12 protein-coding genes are annotated in these 17,041 nt (G+C 74.7%); 3 read left to right on the top strand and 9 right to left on the bottom strand.

Annotated elements, in window-relative coordinates; genetic code table 11:
- Positions 1–350: 350 nt before the first annotated feature.
- The 5 genes from AB0O21_RS22830 to AB0O21_RS22810 form a co-directional block, all read right to left on the bottom strand.
- On the bottom strand, positions 351–1,238 hold the full coding sequence (locus AB0O21_RS22830) for a FadR/GntR family transcriptional regulator (RefSeq protein ID WP_365173142.1): 888 nt from the start codon (positions 1,236–1,238) through the stop codon (positions 351–353).
- Between the two features lie 191 nt (positions 1,239–1,429).
- Positions 1,430–3,358 carry an ATP-binding cassette domain-containing protein gene (locus AB0O21_RS22825; RefSeq protein WP_365173140.1) on the bottom strand — a complete coding sequence of 643 codons (1,929 nt, stop codon included), beginning with the start codon at positions 3,356–3,358 and terminating at the stop codon, positions 1,430–1,432.
- Positions 3,359–3,460: 102 nt separating this feature from the next.
- On the bottom strand, positions 3,461–4,207 hold the full coding sequence (locus AB0O21_RS22820) for an NUDIX domain-containing protein (protein ID WP_365173139.1): 747 nt from the start codon (positions 4,205–4,207) through the stop codon (positions 3,461–3,463).
- A gap of 69 nt (positions 4,208–4,276) precedes the next feature.
- On the bottom strand, positions 4,277–6,265 hold the full coding sequence (locus tag AB0O21_RS22815; protein ID WP_365173137.1) for a glycogen debranching N-terminal domain-containing protein: 1,989 nt from the start codon (positions 6,263–6,265) through the stop codon (positions 4,277–4,279).
- 212 nt (positions 6,266–6,477) lie between these two features.
- A complete protein-coding gene (locus tag AB0O21_RS22810) occupies positions 6,478–7,740 on the bottom strand; it encodes a DUF4192 domain-containing protein (RefSeq protein WP_365173135.1) in 1,263 nt (420 codons plus the stop codon).
- Between the two features lie 126 nt (positions 7,741–7,866).
- On the opposite strand from AB0O21_RS22810, the gene AB0O21_RS22805 reads away from it, so the two are divergent.
- A complete protein-coding gene (locus AB0O21_RS22805) occupies positions 7,867–10,026 on the top strand; it encodes a RecQ family ATP-dependent DNA helicase (RefSeq protein WP_365173133.1) in 2,160 nt (719 codons plus the stop codon).
- Positions 10,027–10,241: 215 nt separating this feature from the next.
- Complete coding sequence (locus AB0O21_RS22800) at positions 10,242–10,871, top strand: hypothetical protein (protein ID WP_365173131.1); 630 nt, start codon at positions 10,242–10,244, stop codon at positions 10,869–10,871.
- 173 nt (positions 10,872–11,044) lie between these two features.
- Here AB0O21_RS22800 and AB0O21_RS22795 read toward each other — a convergent pair whose 3' ends face one another.
- The 3 genes from AB0O21_RS22795 to AB0O21_RS22785 form a co-directional block, all read right to left on the bottom strand.
- Positions 11,045–11,734, bottom strand: coding sequence for a hypothetical protein (locus AB0O21_RS22795; protein WP_365173130.1), 690 nt, complete (start codon positions 11,732–11,734; stop codon positions 11,045–11,047).
- Between the two features lie 8 nt (positions 11,735–11,742).
- Positions 11,743–12,453, bottom strand: a complete 711-nt coding sequence (locus AB0O21_RS22790; protein WP_365173128.1) for a ribonuclease HII — start codon at positions 12,451–12,453, stop codon at positions 11,743–11,745.
- 219 nt (positions 12,454–12,672) lie between these two features.
- The gene (locus AB0O21_RS22785) at positions 12,673–13,275 is read right to left on the bottom strand and encodes a TetR/AcrR family transcriptional regulator (protein WP_365173269.1); all 603 of its coding nucleotides are present in this window, start codon (positions 13,273–13,275) and stop codon (positions 12,673–12,675) included.
- Positions 13,276–13,426: 151 nt separating this feature from the next.
- On the opposite strand from AB0O21_RS22785, the gene AB0O21_RS22780 reads away from it, so the two are divergent.
- Positions 13,427–14,980 (top strand): MFS transporter, encoded by a 1,554-nt coding sequence (locus AB0O21_RS22780; protein WP_365173126.1) that lies wholly within the window; start codon positions 13,427–13,429, stop codon positions 14,978–14,980.
- Positions 14,981–15,095: 115 nt separating this feature from the next.
- On the opposite strand, the gene AB0O21_RS22775 is transcribed toward AB0O21_RS22780, so the two are convergent.
- Positions 15,096–16,904, bottom strand: coding sequence for a DUF4173 domain-containing protein (locus AB0O21_RS22775; RefSeq protein ID WP_365173125.1), 1,809 nt, complete (start codon positions 16,902–16,904; stop codon positions 15,096–15,098).
- Positions 16,905–17,041: the final 137 nt, after the last annotated feature.

The raw sequence follows: 17,041 nt of genomic DNA, 5'->3' as shown, positions 1-17,041 counted from the left end.
ACGATGGAAACGGCTTCCGACCCCGGGCCTCGTGGTGCTGGACCGGAGCCGACGACCACCGACTGGGGATGGGCCGGCGGCGCGGGCAGGGGCCGGGGAGCTGCACAGCACCCACAAGGGCTGCTGCATTCCCTCCGTCGGCCATCACCTCTTAGGTCATCGCGGGACCTCGCGGAGCGTTACGCCCAATCTTCGTGGCAGAAGTCACACCCCGTATGCACTGATGCCGGTCATACGGTCATACGCCCGGGGCGCGGCACGGTGCGAGGGGCCGGGAAGGCGCCGCACACCGGTGTCGCCGGACCCGACCGGGCCCGGCGACACGACGTGCACCCCCGCGCTTCCGCCCCTCAGTGCTCGCGCGGGGCGGGGACCACGCGCTCGACCTCCGGATGCACCGTCAGGAGCTGGCGCATGGCGCTCTCGGCACCCGCCGCGTCTCCGGAGGCCAGGGCCTCGACCATGCGCGCGTGGTGGGCGACGCAGGTCTCGCTCGGCCGGTCGCAGGCGGTGATCGGGCTGCCGGAAACCTGGAGCGCGGCCGAGACGATGCCGGAGAGGTGCTCCAGCATGCGGTTGCCGGCGACCTGGATCAGGAGCGCGTGGAACTCGTTGTCGGCGCGCGCGAAGGTGATCGCGTCGCCCTGGCCGAGGGCGTGGCCCATGATCTCGACCATGTCGGCGAGGCGCTGCTGGATGTCGGGGCGGCCGTGGCCCGCGGCGAGGCGGGCGGCGAGCGGCTCGATGGTCCAGCGGAGTTCGTTCAGCTCGCGGCGCTGGTCGTCACGCTGGGGGCCGAAGGCCCGCCACTCGATGATGTCGGGGTCGAGCAGGTTCCAGTCGGCGACGGGCCGGACCCGGGTGCCCACGTTGGGGCGGGCGCTGACGAGGCCCTTGGCCTCCAGGACCCGCAGCGATTCGCGGACGACCGTGCGGGAGACCTCGAAGCGCTGGCCGATCTCCTCGGGGACCAGGGGGCGGTCCGCACCGAGGTCGCCGGAGACGATCATCTGGCCGAGTTGCTGGACGAGTTGGCCGTGCAGGCCGCGGCCGCGGCTGCCTGCCGCGCGTCGGCCCACACGGCTCAACTCGACGTCGGCACCGTCCCAGTGGGGCGCTCCGGCGCGGTCGGACCCCGGGGTCTCCGCGTAGGGGTAGCGGTCGAGTTCGCCCGCGCCGGCGAGGCCGGAATCGGCATGGCGGGCGGCGGTCATCATGGTGTGCGCAAGGGTACTCACGAATCCTTTGTCGGTCGTGCCTCCATGACCCTTGAGGTCTTTGGTGAAAAGCACACGAAAGGGTGATCGGTGCCACCTACGCAATTGACGACTTATCGTAAAGAACCGGGCCTTTTACGGGGTGTTGCGGTCCGCTTCCCGCGAGGCGGACCACAACGGTCCCGTACGCGACTTCTCCCGCTCCGGAACGATCACCAACGGACCCTGCCGCGCAGTCCGGTGAACCCATAGGCGCACAACAGGACCATCAGCGACAACACGAGTGCGGTTCCGACGGGTTGGGCCATCACCCGCAGGGCCCCGAGGAGCAGGCGGTCCGCCTCCGGCGGCCACTGCACCCAGGCCAGGCCGCGCAGCCGGGGTCCGAGTCCCGTCATCGGGTAGGCGGACGAGCCCTCCAGCGCCCGCCGGACCAGCGGGACCACGATCACCGGTACGGCGAGCACCGCGGCCAGGCCGGCGGTGGCGGACCGGAAGACGCCGGAGGCCAGGACGCCGGCCCAGGCGCATCCGATGAGCAGGCCGGCCCAACTGGCGGCCGGGGAGAGCCACTCCGCCGGGGTGCGCAGCGGACCGCTGTCGAATACGAGGGCCAGCGCGGCGGCGTCCGCCGTGACGGCCAGGGCGCCCAGCAGGAGGGCCAGGACCGCCGCGACGCCGAGTTTGACGGCGAGCAGCCCCATCCGGCGGGGCACTGTGCCCCGGTCGGCGGCGAGTGCCGGGTAGCGGTACTCCTCGCCGAAGGCCAGGGCGCCCAGCAGCCCCGCCCCGAGCGCGGCGGGCGGCAGCGGGAGCAGCTCCGGCCAGGCGGCGAGGAGCCGGTTCTGCGGGGTGTGCCCGGCCCGGGCCAGCACCAGGGCGGTGAGGACGGAGACGGCAACGACGAGGGCGGCGGTGAGGACGGGCGTGGCGGTGCCGAAGACGCGGAGCAGCTCGTAGCGCAGCGGCCGGAGCGGTCCTCCGACGCGACGCACCGCCGACACGGGCCGCCGGGACCGGGCGTGCCGGGCGCGGCCGCCGAAGGCCCCTCCGGAAGCCCCGTCGGCACCCTCGCCGGCGGTCGGTCCGTCCGCCCCGCCCGCCGGGCCGCCGGGCGGGGCGGCGCGCGCCCCGTCCGGGGCCGTCGCAGAGACCGCCTCGGTCGCCGCGGTGGCGGCCGCAACGGTGGCCGTCGCGGCCGGGACCACGCTCGCAACCGGCGGGGCTCCGGCGGCGGAGCGGGCGTGCGGGAGCGGTGACGTCGGCGCGCCGGCGTCACCCGTCTCGTCGGCGAGCCGGTGGACCAGCACCCCGTGCCGGAACGCCGCCTCGCCGACCTCGGCGCAGTTGCTCCCGTACACCGACAGCCGGCTGCCGCTCTCCTCGACGATCTCCACCGAGCGGTGGGCGGCCCGGGCCTCGCGGCCCAGCACGTCGGCCAGCCGCGCCGCGTGCGGGGTGCGCACGGCGACCCGCGGCCGCAGCCGGGTCCGGGCGAACTCGGCGGCGTCCTGGTCGGCGACGAGCCGGCCCGCCGCGATGCTGACGACCCGGTCGGCGCTGCGCGCGGCTTCCTTGGCGTCGTCGGTGGTGAAGAGCACCGCGCCGCCGAGGGAGGCGTGGCCGCGCAGCAGACCGTGCAGCCAGCCGCGTTCGCGGGGGGAGAGTCCGGCGCCCGGCTCGTCCAGGAGCAGGGTGCACGGATCGGCGAGCAGCGCCGCGGCCAGCGCGACCCGGCGCTCCATGCCGAGGGAGAGCGAACCGAGCCGCTGGTCGCGCAGCCCCGCGATCCCGACGACCTCCAGCATGGTGTCGGCCCGCGAGGCCGGCACCCCGGCGGCGGCGCAGAGCATCCGCAGCTGGTTGCGGACGGTCCGGGCGGGGTTGCCCGGGACGTCGCCGAGCAGCACGCCGACCTCACGGCCGGGGTACGGGATCCGGTGCAGCGGGCGGCCGCGGAAGTAGGTGACGCCACGGCCCGGTTCGAGTTCGAGCATGAGCCGCAGCGCGGTGGTCTTGCCCGAACCCGGCTCGCCGAGCAGGGCGGTCACGGTCCCCGGGCGAGCCTCGAAGGTGAGGTCGTCCACGAGGGGCGGGGCGTCGTGGCGGGAAGTGCTGGTGAGTCCGATGGCCTGGAGCATCGCTTCTCTCGCGGGGGGTGAGACCGCTCTGCGGCAGGGTGAGTACCACAAACAAGATAACGCGATATGTCCGATTTTCGACGCAACCCGCCCGTCGGGACGTCAGACTTCCGGACGCAGCATCGGCGGGTTGAGCAGCGTGGCCCCGCCGGCCCGGAACAGCTGGGCGGGGCGCCCGCCCTGACGGGTCGTCGTCCCCCCGGCCGGGACCAGGAATCCGGGGGTGCCGGTGACCTTGCGGTGGAAGTTCCGCGGGTCCAGGGCGACACCCCAGACGGCCTCGTACACCCGGCGCAGCTCGCCGACGGTGAACTCCGGCGGGCAGAAGGCAGTGGCCAGCGAGGAGTACTCGATCTTCGAGCGGGCCCGCTCCACGCCGTCGGCGAGGATCCGGGCGTGGTCGAAGGCGAGGCCCGCCGAGGCCTCGTCCCCGGAGGCGAGCACCTCGTCGACGGGGGCCCAGCGGGCGCTGTTGGCGTCTCCGCCGGCCCGGGGCGCAGGCAGGTCCGGAGCCAGCACCAGGTGCGCCACGCTGACGACACGCATCCGCGGATCCCGCTTCGGATCGCCGTAGGTCGCCAGCTGTTCCAGGTGCGCCCCGTTGTCCACGCCCGGTGCGGCGGGGTCGTGCGCGCAGAGCCCGGTCTCCTCGGAGAGCTCGCGGGCGGCGGCCGCCCCCAGGTCCTCGTCCCCTCGGACGAAACCGCCGGGCAGCGCCCAGCGCCCCTGGAACGGCGGCTCACCCCTGCGGACCACCAGCGCGCAAAGCGCGTGGCGCCGCACGGTGAGCACGACCAGGTCGACGGTGACGGCAAAGGGCGGAAAGGCCGACGGGTCGTAGGGCGACATGCCGCGATCATAGTCGTCTGCCTGACGATAAACAGCTGTTTGGTGACCTTGGAAGTACTGTTCTGAGGACTAGCCTCCCAGTTGGAGCGCATCGGCCGCCTCCTCCACCATGGCGAGGCCGAGCCTGCTGATCCGTACCGCGAAGGGCTCCCCCGCCACCCGCAGGCCCGAGAGCCGCAGCGCGCCGAGCGGGGCGCCGGGGAGCGGGACGAGGGCGACCGTGCCGGCGGGGGCGTCGGGGCGGATCCCGGCGATAGCGGTCAGCACGTGGACCCCGGCCGCCGCGGCCACGGCGGCCGGCCGGCATGCCGCCGGGTGCGGGAGCGGGGCGCCGGTGGCGGTGCGCTGCTCGGCTGCGAACATCTCGGGCAGCCGGTACCCGAAGGCCTCCGCCGCGTCCAGCAGGCCGCCGAGCAGGCCCGCGGCCTCCCGCTCGAAGCCCGCCTGGGCCAGCCCGGCCACCGCCACCGCGCTCTCGTAAGGGCGCACCGCCCCGGAGCGGTGGCCGAACGGGTTGTGCCCCGGCTCCTTGACGGCCATGCTCCGCAGCCCCCATCCGCAGTCCATGGCGGGGGCGCCGAGCAGCCGGGCCAGCTGCTCGGCGCGCGCCCGGTCCAGGAGCCCCGGGGCGAGGCGGCCGCCGCCGAGCAGTCCGGTGTCGAGCAGGTGGGCGGCGGCCCCCGTGAGCCGGGGCAGCGGCCGTCCGTCGGGGTGCAGGGCCGCGGCGGGCCGGCCGCCGTCCGGGCCGTCGATCCAGAACCGGGCCCGGAACCGCGCCCGCAGCTCCGCCGCGCGCTCCCGCCACTCCTGGGCCCCCGGGCGCCCGCACGCGGCGAGGAGGTCGGCCCCGAGCAGGGCGGCCCGGTGGGCGTGGGCCTGGGTCTCGCAACGGCGCGGCCCTGGATCGGGGTCGGCCAGGAAGCCGTCCTCCCCGAGCGCGCCGCGCAGCCACTCCAGGCACCTCTCCGCGGCCGGCAGCAGCGCGGCCAGCTCCCCCTCCGGCATGCCCCAGAGCCTGGCCTCGGCCAGCACCGCCGGGAAGGCCAGCGTCGCCTCCGTGCCGGTGCATCCCGGGGGGAGCTGCGGTCCCGCCCCGCGCAGGGGCCCCGGGATCTTCCCGGCGTCGGGCCCCCGCCCGCCGGTCTGGGACCGGGCCAGGATGCGCAGGGTGGCCGCCGCGAGCCCGGTGCCGAGCGGCAGCGCCATCCTGGCGGCCCACAGGGCTTCGGCCGGGGCCAGCCCGAGCCGCCAGGGCGCACCCGCCGCGGCGAAGGAGTCGCCGGGCTCCCCGGGGTCCCTCAGCAGCAGCGCGCGCAGATCCTGGACGCTGGTCGCGAACCACGCCTCGGCCCTCGGATCGTCCCCCTCGGCCCGGCCTTCGGCCAGCGGGTTCGCCACCTGGCCCGCGGGCGCCCGCGCGACGCGGTCCTGCGTGGTCCGCAGCTCGATGGTGCGGGACTCCCCGGGGCCCAGTTCGAGCTGCCAGCGCAGCAGCCCGGCCGAGGCCAGCGCGTCGTCCGGCGGCGGATCGGCGGCGGTGACGGCCTGCGCCTCGCCGGTGCTCCAGCGCAGCCCGGCCGCGTGCACCCCGGCGGGCAGTTCCGGCCCGGCCCGGCCGGCCGCCACCGCGGCCAGCTCGGCCAGATCCGTGCCGAGCAGCACCTCCACCGGGAGGCGCACGGGCCGGGCCGTGAAGCTGCGCAGGGTGATCCGCTCGGTGCCGTCCGCGTGCCGGACCCGTTCCACCCCGATGTCCGGGTCGGGGCCGGGCTCGGCCCCCGTGCGCACCGTCGCGGTGAAGGCGGCGCGGTCGGCGCCGAGGCTGCGCCCCTGCACCGAGACCGGGTCCCGGCCGCCGACCCGCAGCACGCAGCGGGACAGCAGCCGCCGCCCGGCGCGGTAGATCCCGTCGATCCCCCTGCCGGTCAGCTGGCCGTGCTCGGGCGAGATCACCAGGCAGGGCGCGGCGACGCAGATGACGGCGCCGTGTACGGGCGGCAGCTCGGGCCTGCGGGCGGCGGGCACCCCGGCTGGGCGGGGAGGTGCGGGGTGGGACATGTGTCGCCTTGTCTGCGCTCCGGTCGGTTCGGCGGGGCAGCGGCGAGGCCGGGTCCCCGCCACCCTCCAGGGGAACGCCCCCACCCCCGCCCGGGTCACGGGCCGCGGCGCCGGGTGGGCGCGCGCGGGGCGGAGTCGGGGCCGCACGATCAGGCCCAGGGCGCTCCGGATCCGGTGCGCCGGGGTGCCGCGCGAGGGCGCCCGACGGGGGCTCACTGGTCGCTCCTCGCGGTGCGGCGGGACTCCCGGCGGGTGGTGGCCCGGTCCCGGCGGCCGGGCGGACGGGTGCCCGCCTTCGGTCGCCCGCGCCGGGGCTCCCGGCGGCTGCGTTCCTCCCGCAGGCACTGCCTCAGCCCCTCGGGGTCGATGCCTTCGTTGCAGGCGTGGTGGAGCAGCAGGGCGAAGCGGTACTCGGCGTCCGCCCGCAGGGCCAGCCCCAGGGCGATGCGGGCGGTCGGTTCGTCCCCGGTGGACCAGGAGACCCAGCCGGCGAGGGTGAGCGGGGCCGCCGCGTGCTCCCCGTACGCTCCGACGCAGCGCCGGGCCAGGGCCCGCCACAGCCGCAGGGCGGGGGCGGCTTCCTCGCCCTCCATCCATTCGGCCGCGACGTCGCGGATCTCGCGGTCCTGGAGGCCGAGGATCAGCGCGGCGGCCTCGTCGTGGGTGAGCAGCGCGTCGTCCCAGTCGTCGGCGCGGGGCCCGCCCTCGGCGGGCGGGGCGAGGGTCATGCGGCGCATCAGGCTCCCGGCCAATGCGATGGTCTCGGCACCGACCTCCTCCCGGGTGGCCCCGTCGAGGATCTTCGGGACCAGGGCGGCGGCGGCCCGGTCGAGGGCCCGTTCCATCTCGCCGGCGAACGCCCCCCGCAGCGGTGCCAGCCGCCGCTCGATCTCCTTGAGGGAGCCGCGGACCCGGAGTCCCGCGAAGGTGGCCGCGGCGGCGAGCACCGAGGTGCCCGCGGCCAGCGTGGTGCCCTCGGCCGGGCAGCACCGCGCGTCGGGGCAGACGTAGGACCAGAACCGGCCCGCCGAGATGCACAGGGCTTCCAGCACGGGCACGTCCAGCGCCCCGCAGGCCAGCCGGATCCGCTGGGCGAGCGGGCGCAGCCGGGTCATCACCCGCTGCCCGCTCTCCTCCCCGCGCGGCTCCTGGCAGAGGAAGACGACGATGCCGTCGGGCTTGCCTCCGCGCCGTTCGCTGCCGCGGATCAGGCAGTCCGCGACCTGGCGTGCGGTGTCCTCCCATTCGGAAGGGGCGGTGGGGATGCCGACGCGGAGCCGGCCGCCGAAGCGGCCGCCCTCACCGTGCACGGCGACCATGACGAGGGAGTCGGTCGGGTGGAACCCGAGCATGTAGGGCAGCGCGTCGGCCAGTTCGGCCGGGCTGCGCAGGGTGATCTGCGGTTCGGTCGCGGCTCCGGTCGCGCTGGGAGCGGGCCGCTCGGACGGGGTGCGTGATTCGTGGTTGTTCGTCATGTCCCGAAGATCCCGTGGGCCCTCCGATCGCGAAAGCCCTGTGGATAACTCATGATTTATCTTTCAACATCCACAGGCCCAGAGCGGCATTGGCACGATGTCAGAGGCATCGGGTTGCATGGGGGCATGAACGCAGACCTGAGGTCCTCGGCCGACTCCGTACTGGCCCGGCTCGTGGGCGACCCCACGGGCACCGCTCGGCTGCGCGAGGACCAGTGGCTCGCGATCGAGGCCCTCGTCGCGCACAAGCGGCGGGCCCTGGTGGTGCAGCGCACGGGCTGGGGCAAGTCCGCGGTCTACTTCGTCGCGACCTCGCTCCTGCGGGCGGGCGGCGCGGGCCCCACCGTGATCGTCTCCCCCCTCCTCGCGCTGATGCGCAATCAGGTCGAGGCCGCCGCCCGGGCCGGCATCCGCGCCCACACCATCAATTCGGCCAACCCCGAGGAGTGGGAGAACATCCAGGCGGAGGTCGCCGCGGGCGAGGTCGACGTCCTGCTGGTGAGCCCCGAGCGGCTGAACAACCCGGACTTCCGCGACCAGGTCCTGCCCAAGCTGTCCGCCGCGACCGGCCTGCTCGTGGTGGACGAGGCCCACTGCATCTCCGACTGGGGCCACGACTTCCGCCCGGACTACCGCAGGCTGCGCACCATGCTCGCGGACCTCCCGCCGGGCGTCCCGGTGCTGGCCACGACGGCGACGGCCAATGCTCGGGTGACCGCCGATGTCGCCGAACAACTGGGCACCGGAGCCGGTACGGACGCACTGGTGCTCCGCGGCCCGCTGGACCGCGAGAGCCTGAGCCTGGCGGTCCTCACCCTGCCCGACGCCGCGCACCGGCTGGCCTGGCTCGCCGACCACCTCGGCGAGCTGCCCGGCTCCGGGATCATCTACACGCTGACGGTGGCGGCGGCCGAGGAGGTCACCGCGTACCTGCGCCACCGCGGGCACACCGTCGCCTCGTACACGGGCAAGACGGAGAACGCCGACCGCCAGCAGGCCGAGGAAGACCTCCAGGCCAACCGCGTCAAGGCCCTGGTGGCGACGTCCGCTCTCGGCATGGGCTTCGACAAGCCCGACCTGGGGTTCGTCGTGCACCTGGGCTCGCCCTCCTCCCCCATCGCCTACTACCAGCAGGTGGGCCGCGCGGGCCGTGGCGTGGAGCACGCGGAGGTGCTGCTGCTGCCGGGCCGCGAGGACGAGGCGATCTGGCAGTACTTCGCCTCGGTGGCCTTCCCCCCGGAGGAGCAGGTGCGCCGCACCCTCGACGTGCTGGCGCAGGCGGGCCGCCCGCTCTCGCTGCCCGCCCTGGAACCGCTGGTCGACCTGCGCCGCACCCGCCTGGAGACGATGCTCAAGGTCCTCGACGTGGACGGAGCCGTGCACCGGGTCAAGGGCGGCTGGACCTCGACGGGCCAGCCGTGGGAGTACGACGCCGAACGCTATGCCTGGGTGGCCCGTCAGCGGGCCGCCGAGCAGCAGGCGATGCGCGACTACGCGGCGGCCACCGGTTGCCGGATGGAGTTCCTGCGCCGCCAGCTCGACGACGAGGAGGCCGCGCCCTGCGGCCGCTGCGACAACTGCGCCGGGGCCCGGTTCACCGCGGACGTCTCCACGACCGCGCTGGACACCGCTCGCGGCGAACTGGGCCGGCCCGGCGTGGAGCTGGAGCCCCGCAAGATGTGGCCGACCGGCCTCGCGGCGGTCGGCGTGGACCTCAAGGGGCGCATCCCGGCCGGGGAACAGGCCTCGACGGGCCGGGCGCTGGGCCGGCTGTCCGACATCGGCTGGGGCAACCGGCTGCGGCCGATGCTCGCCCCGCAGGCTCCGGACCAGCCTGTTCCGGACGATGTGGCGCAGGCCGTGGTGGCGGTCCTGGCCGACTGGGCCCGGGGCCCGGGCGGCTGGGCCTCGGGCGCGCCCGACGCGCCGGCGAGGCCGGTGGGCGTGGTCTCCCTGCCCTCGCGCTCCCGGCCCCAGCTGGTCGGCTCGCTGGCCGCGCGGATCGCCGAGGTCGGGCGGATGCCATTGCTCGGGACGCTGGCGTACACGGATCAGGCACCGGAGTTCGGACTTCCGTCCTCGAACAGCGCCCAGCGGGTGCGTGGCCTCCACCAGGCCTTGGCCGTTCCCCCGAACCTGGCCGCGACGCTCGCGGAGGCAGCGGGTCCGGTGCTCCTCGTGGACGACCGCGCGGACAGCGGCTGGACCCTCTCCGTGGCTGCCCGACTGCTCCGACGGGCGGGCGCGCGGGAGGTGTTCCCCCTGGTGCTGGCGCTCCAGGGGTAGCCGAATGCGTCATCTTCGGCGTGGCGGGGCAAGGATATGAACGGCATACCGATGGATTCCGGTCGGCGGCGGCAATTGCTCGTTGCCGCATGCTCGGAGGCCACGCGAGAATTGGAGTGCTCCCGCTCGGTTCCCCGGCGCTCTCCTGGGCCGCGCTGTGGCGCGCCCGAACTCCAGAAGTGCCCGTCCGCGGGCGTGTACCCGAAGGGAGGACCGTGACCTTCGGATCCGCCCCGCCCTCGACCACGTCCCTGACCACGGCCACCGGCGGCAGCAGTCGGCACGGCAGGCTGCTGGAACCTGCCGAATGGAACGCGGCGGGCATTCCCCTGCTCCGCAACCCCCGCGAGGTCGTCAGCGGTCTGCACTCCCGGCACGCCCCGGTGCCCTCGACGGCGGTCATCGCCGTCCTCGGCCCGGAGGAACAGCTCGTGGCGAGCGCGTCCTTCGTGCAGCGGTCGGTCTCGGCCGACGGCTGGGAGTACCGCAACGCCCTGCTGTCCCGGCTGCGCCGGATCCTCCCGCACGACCTGCGCAGACGCACCCCGGTGCGGACCGCGGTGCTGCTCTACTGCCGGGAGGGCGACGAGCGGTGGACCGAGGAGGACGGGGCCTGGATGTGGGGGCTGCGCGACGCCTGCACCCTGCACGGCCTGCGCTGCGGCGCGTACATCACGCTGACCCGCGGCGGCTGGCAGGTGCTGGGCGAAGGCCGGGGCGGCCGGCGGCCCAGCTCCGACTCGCGGCCGCAGCGCCTCGGCGACACCGTGGCCGAGTTCGCCCCGCTCGCCCTGCACACCGGCGGCGGCGCGGCCGAGGCCCTGCGCCGGACCGCGGCACGCTGACCTCGGCACACTGAACGCGGCGGCACCTCGGCCTCCGTACGCCCACCGCCCCAACCCGGGCATGCCTAACGGCCGTACACCCTGGAGCGGGCGCACGGCTGATCAGGCCTCGGGCTTCAGCGGGGCGGGCTCACGCCCTGTCCCGCCCCACGCCCTTCGCCGGGTACGGGGCGTCAGACGCCCGCACCCAGCACGGAGTTGATCTGCTGCGGGTCGCCGCACACGATCAGCAGCGCACCGGCCCGCGCGAGCGCGACCGGCAGGGCTCCGGCGAGCCTGTCGACGGCTCCGCCGTTGGCCGCGAAGACCACGACGGGGCGACCGGCGGCACGCTCGGCCTGCGCCGCGTCCGCGTAGAAGACGTCGTCCCCGGCATCGTGGAGGGCCCAGTACGCGGCCTCGCCGAAGGACAGCTCGTGCGCGGCCCACGGGTGCGGGTCCCCGGTCGTGAGCACCAGGATGTCGCCGGGCGCGCGCCCGGTGTCGAGCAGCAGGTCCACGGCCTCTTCGGCCGCGTCCAGCGCGCCCTCGGCGGAGGCCGGGATCAGCTGGATCTGCGGCACCGCCTCCGAGACGGACGGCGTGGTGGGAGCGGCGGGGGCCGCGGGAACGGGTCCGGGGGTGGCCTGCGGCGCACGCTGCGCGGGCGGTGCGGGCCGGACGGGACCGGGGCGTCCGGGCCGCGGTACGGCTACGGGACGCGGACCAGGTACGGGGCGGGGGGTCGGCGCGGTGCGGCCGGCGGCCGGCGTGACGCGGGGACCCTGGGCACTCTCGTGAATCTGAGGCTCCTCGATGGCGGGGTGAGAGGCGAGTTGATGTCTATCAAACACCGGTACGAAACGTACCGGCCGGTGGCACATGGGTGCGATCAGAAATCGAAGCCGAGTTGGCCTCCGTTTTCCAGCTCCATCGATTCCTCGCTGCGGCGCACCTTCTTCAGGTGGCGCCACCGGGGCAGCGCGTCGAGGTACGACCACGAGAGCCGGTGGTAGGGGGTGGGCCCCCGTTCCTCAAGTGCCGCCCGGTGTACGGGCGAGGGATATCCGGCGTTGGCGGCGAAGCCGAAGTCTTCGATTCCGTCGCCTTGTTGGCCGAGTTCGGCCATCATCCGGTCGCGCCGGACCTTGGCGATGACCGAGGCCGCCGCCACGGCGACGCAGGACTGATCGCCCTTGATCACCGTACGAACCCGCCAGGGCGGGCCGAGATAGTCGTGCTTGCCGTCGAGTATCACCGCGTCGGGGCGCACCGGGAGGGACTCCAGGGCCCGCTCCGCCGCGAGCCGCAGGGCGGCGGTCATCCCCAGCTCGTCGATCTCCTCCGGTGAGGCGTGCCCGAGGGCGTACGCGGTGACCCAGGCCTCCAGGACCTCGACGAGGGCATCGCGCCGCTTGGGTGTGAGCAGTTTGGAGTCGGTGAGCCCCGCGGGCGGCCGGCGCAGACCGGTGATCGCCGCGCACACGGTGACGGGACCGGCCCAGGCCCCTCGTCCGACTTCGTCGACCCCGGCGATGACCTTGGCGCCGGTGGTTGCACGGAGGGAGCGTTCGACGGTGTGGGTGGGTGCTTCGTACGGCATGGCGCCAGCAAGGTTACGCCGCCCCGCGCCGCCTGCACACCCCGGCCCGGCTCCCGCGCCGGTCCGGCCCCCGCCGGAGCCCCTGCCGAACCGCCGCGCGCCCCCTGCCGGGCCCCCGCCGAACCGCCCCGCGACCCCTGCCGGACCCCCGCCGGACCCGGGCCAGGCACCCCACGAGGCCACCACCGGGCCGCTTGCCGGCGCCTTCCGTACCGCGTCTCACACCCTGAGCACCGGCACCATGACCTCGTCGATCATCGCCCCGATCTCCGGGTCCCCCCATTCGCTCCCGCGCACCTTCGCCCCGTACATCATCAGCGCCGGAATGACGTCCACGACGAACGGACTCGTCGCGTCCGCCCGTACGTCACCCCGCTCGATCCCGCGCCGCAGCAGCCCTCTGATCAGCTGCTGGGCCGGTTCGTGCAGCCCCGACGTGATCACCCCGTGGAAGCGGCCGGCATGCGCGTGGTCGCATTCGTGAAGCACCGACCTCAGGGCCAGCCCGGCCCGCGAGGCCATCACGTCACGCATCCGCACGCACAGGAAGAAGAGGTCCTCGCGGATCGAGCCGCGGTCGGGGATCTCGCCGATCGGCGGCAGGCCGGACCGCAGCACATCGGCCACCAGGTCCGCCTTCGAGGGCCAGCGACGGTACAGCGCGGCCTTGCCGGTCTGCGCTCCCGCCGCGACGCCCTCCATCGTGAGCGCGTTCCAGCCGACCGTGCTGAGTTGCTCCAACGCGGCGTCGAGAATCGCCCGTTCGAGTTCGGGACCCCGCCTCCGCCCCGATGACGCCGCCGACCAGCGCGAACCCACCATCATCTGAACCTCCCACCGGTCCGCACGCCCAACGCGCGCCCCGCGCACGCATTTTCAGCCTTAGTGAACGCTTGCGTTCCCTAAGGCCGAGCTCCTACCGTAGACCGCAGTGAACGGATGCGTTCACTATTTCACTTTGGGGGGATCCTCAGTGACAAGCTCTCAACTCGCCACACCCCGAATAGCGGGCGCGGCCCGCCGGGAGGGGCGCCCCGGAGTGGCGCTCGCCGTCATCGCCGCCTGCCAGCTCATGGTCGTGCTCGACGCGACCATCGTGAACATCGCGCTCCCGCACATCCAGACCGCCCTCGCCTTCAGCACGACCGACCTCTCCTGGGTGCTCAGCGCCTACACCCTCACCTTCGGCGGCCTGCTCCTGCTCGGCGGCCGGGCCGGCGACATCCTCGGCCGGCGCCGCGTCTTCATGGCCGGAATCCTGCTCTTCACGCTGGCCTCGCTCCTCGGCGGCTTCGCCCAGGAGCCCTGGCAGCTGCTCGCCGCCCGCGCCCTGCAGGGCGTCGGTGGCGCCATCGCCTCGCCGACCTCCCTCGCGCTGATCACCACGACCTTCGCCGAGGGGCCCGAACGCAACCGGGCCTTCGGGGTGTTCGCCGCCGTCTCCGCCGGCGGCGGCGCGATCGGCCTGCTCGCGGGGGGCATGCTGACCGAGTGGCTCGACTGGCGCTGGGTGCTCTTCGTCAACGTGCCGATCGGCGTGCTGATCGCGGTCCTGACCCCGCTCTACATCAGCGAGTCCGAGCGCCACCCCGGCCGCTTCGACATCGCCGGCGCCCTCACCTCCACCGGCGGCATGGCCTCGCTCGTCTACGGATTCATCCGCGCCTCCGAGGACGGCTGGCGCGACTCCCTCACCCTCGGCTCGTTCGCCGCGGCCGTCGTCCTGCTCACGCTGTTCGTGGCCATCGAGTCCACGGCCCGCGAGCCGATCATCCCGCTGCGGATGTTCGCCGACCGCAACCGCGCCGGCACCTACGTGATCATGCTCAGCCTCGCCGCCGCGATGTTCGGCATGTTCTTCTTCATCGTCCAGTTCGTGCAGAACGTACTGGGATTCACCCCGATCCAGTCCGGGCTCGGCTTCCTGCCCGTGACCGTCGCCATCGTCACGGCGGCCGGCCTCTCGCAGCGGTTCCTGCCGCGCCTGGGCCCGAAGCCGTTCATGGTCACCGGAACCGCCCTCGTGGGGGCCGGGCTCACCTGGCTGACCTTCCTCCGGACCGACTCCTCGTACGTCTCCGGGGTGCTCGGGCCGATGCTGCTGTTCGGCTTCGGCATGGGCCTCAACTTCGTGACGCTCACCCTCACCGCCGTCTCCGGCGTCGAGCCGAGGGAGGCCGGCGCGGCCTCCGGGCTGCTCAACGCCAGCCAGCAGGTGGGCGGCTCGCTCGGCCTGTCGATCCTGGTCACCGTCTTCGGCACGGCCACCCGCAGCGAGGCCGAGGAGCAGACCGCGGCCTTCATGGCCCAGGCCGATCCGGGTCAGCTGGCCGCCGCCAAGGATTCCGGGCGGCTGCCCGACCCCTGGGGAGACCTCGTGCTCGCCCACGGCATCTCGACCGCGTTCTTCGCCGCCGTCGCGATGGCGGGTCTGGCCCTGGCCACCGCCCTGCTGGTGATCCGGGTGCGCAAGAGCGACCTGGAGGCCCTGAACGGCTCCGCCGCGAAGGCCGGCCCGGCCGCCTGAACGCCTCCGGCCGTGCGAAGGGCCCGGGCGCGGGAGAGATCCCGCGCCCGGGCCCTTCGTACGCGAACTCCTGGTGAGCGAAAGCCGGTACGCGAAGGACCGGTACCCGAAACGCCTAGTACTCGACGCGGCTTCCGAAGACGCCGAGGCGGCTGCACTCCGCGTACGAAGCGGCCACCGGCCGCTCCCGCAGGATCTTCCGGGCGCGGTACTCGCCCAGGCTCATCGCGTACCAGGGGACCTCGCCGGCCGCCTCCATCTCGTCGCCGATCCCCCGCAGGGCGCAGGACCGCTGCGGCTCGGGCAGCGTGTCGAGGGCGGGCACCGCGTCCGCCGACAGGGACTGGAAGTAGGCGAGGTCGATCTTGTTGTCGGCCTTGTAGCGGGCCACGTTGCGCTCGGCGACCATGCCGTCCGGGGACAGCAGGCCGAAGGCCAGGACGGCGGCGGCCGCGCTGCCCGCGACCGCGCGCGGCAGCCAGCGCGCGCCGAACACCCCGGCCGCCATGATCAGTACGATGACCAGCCCGAGCCACAGCTCCATCGCGGCCACCGACACGCGCAGCCGGGTCAGCCCGTACGCGTCCACGTAGAGGTCCATCCGGCGCAGCGCGGAGGCCACGACCACCAGCGTCATCGCGCACAGCACCCCGAGGACGACGCGGACGAAACGTCGGTCGCCCGCTCCGGCCCGCGGGGCCCAGCGCAGGGCGAGGGCGATGATGACGAGGGTGAGCAGGGTGGCCCAGAGCAGCTGCCAGAAGCCCTGCCGGGCGTACTCCGAGTAGGTGAGACCGGTGCTGCTCAGGACCTTGTCGTAGCCGCCGAACAGGACGGCCAGCTGCACGGCGTTGAAGCCCGCGAAGAGCAGGTTGAGCACGATGAGCGGAAGCGCCCATTCGACGCGGGAGCGCGGCTTGCCCGGGGCGATCTCGATCCGGTCCCAGCGCAGCGGGGCCGCGGCGGTGCGGGCGGCGGCGAGCGCGAGGACGGCGCCGAGGACGAAGAGGGCGGTCCGGGCGGGCCCGTCCCCGAGGGAGATCTCGGGCGTGAGGTCGCCCAGCAGATCGGCGAAGGCGGCGTCGGCGGAGGCGAAGAGCGTGCCGAAGATCATCAGCAGCGCCACGGCCACGACGGCCGCCTTCACGATGGGCAGCCAGCGGTCCTTGCTGATCCCCCCGCTCCGCGAGCGCAGCCCCGCCCAGGCCCAGCCGGTGCCGGTCACGGCGGACTCGACGAGGCCGAACGGGCTGAGCAGCACCCCCGGCCAGGTGCGGCCGCCGTGCAGGGCGAGCGAGCCGAGCAGGATGGCGGACAGGATCGCGAGCGTGGACGGCCACGCGGAGTCGCGCAGGGCCGGTACGACGAGGAGGGCGAGGCAGCCGACCGCCCAGACCAGGGTCCAGGGGCGGGCCGCCCGACCGGCCGCGCGGGCGGCGACGTACGCGGCGACGACGGCGGGCAGCACGGCGAGCGGCAGGCCGGGGCCGAGGCCGTCACCGAGGAGCAGGGCGGCGGCGAGTCCGGCCGCGAGGGCCGCGGCGAGGGTCGCGGTCCGCACGGGTGCGGCCTCGGCGGGGCGCACCCGTGCGGCCCACGAAGGCGCGGCCGGGGCCCCGGAATGGGATCCGGCCCGGGCCCGGGGCGGCTGCCACGCGTTGTACGCGGCGCCTCCGGGAGCCTGCGCGGCGGGCGGCGCAGGAACGGCACCCCCGGCGGCGCCCCCGTTGGCACCCCCGACCGCACCCCCAGCCGGACCCGCGGCCACACCCTCGCCCGGACCCCCGCTCGGACCCTCGGCCGGACTGGGCGTCCGGCCCACGGGCTGCGACCCGCTGCCCTCCGGCCCGGCCGCTGCGCCCGGTACGGCCCCGGCGGCGGCCCCGGACGCGGTTTCGTCCACGCCGTCGGTGTTCTCTGACATCGGGTTCCCCTCCCCTGCAGGCTGCCCCGGTCTTCCGGTTGGGGCAGCTGAGCGGACAGCGTAGGCCGGTGCCGGGCAGTTTTGAACAGGATCAAAAGGGGTCTGTGGCAGGACCGTGACAAACGGAAGGGGGCACC

The organism is Streptomyces sp. NPDC091371, from assembly GCF_040684275.1.
Classification (GTDB): domain Bacteria; phylum Actinomycetota; class Actinomycetes; order Streptomycetales; family Streptomycetaceae; genus Streptomyces.
This window is presented reverse-complemented; position numbering and strand designations above follow the sequence as displayed.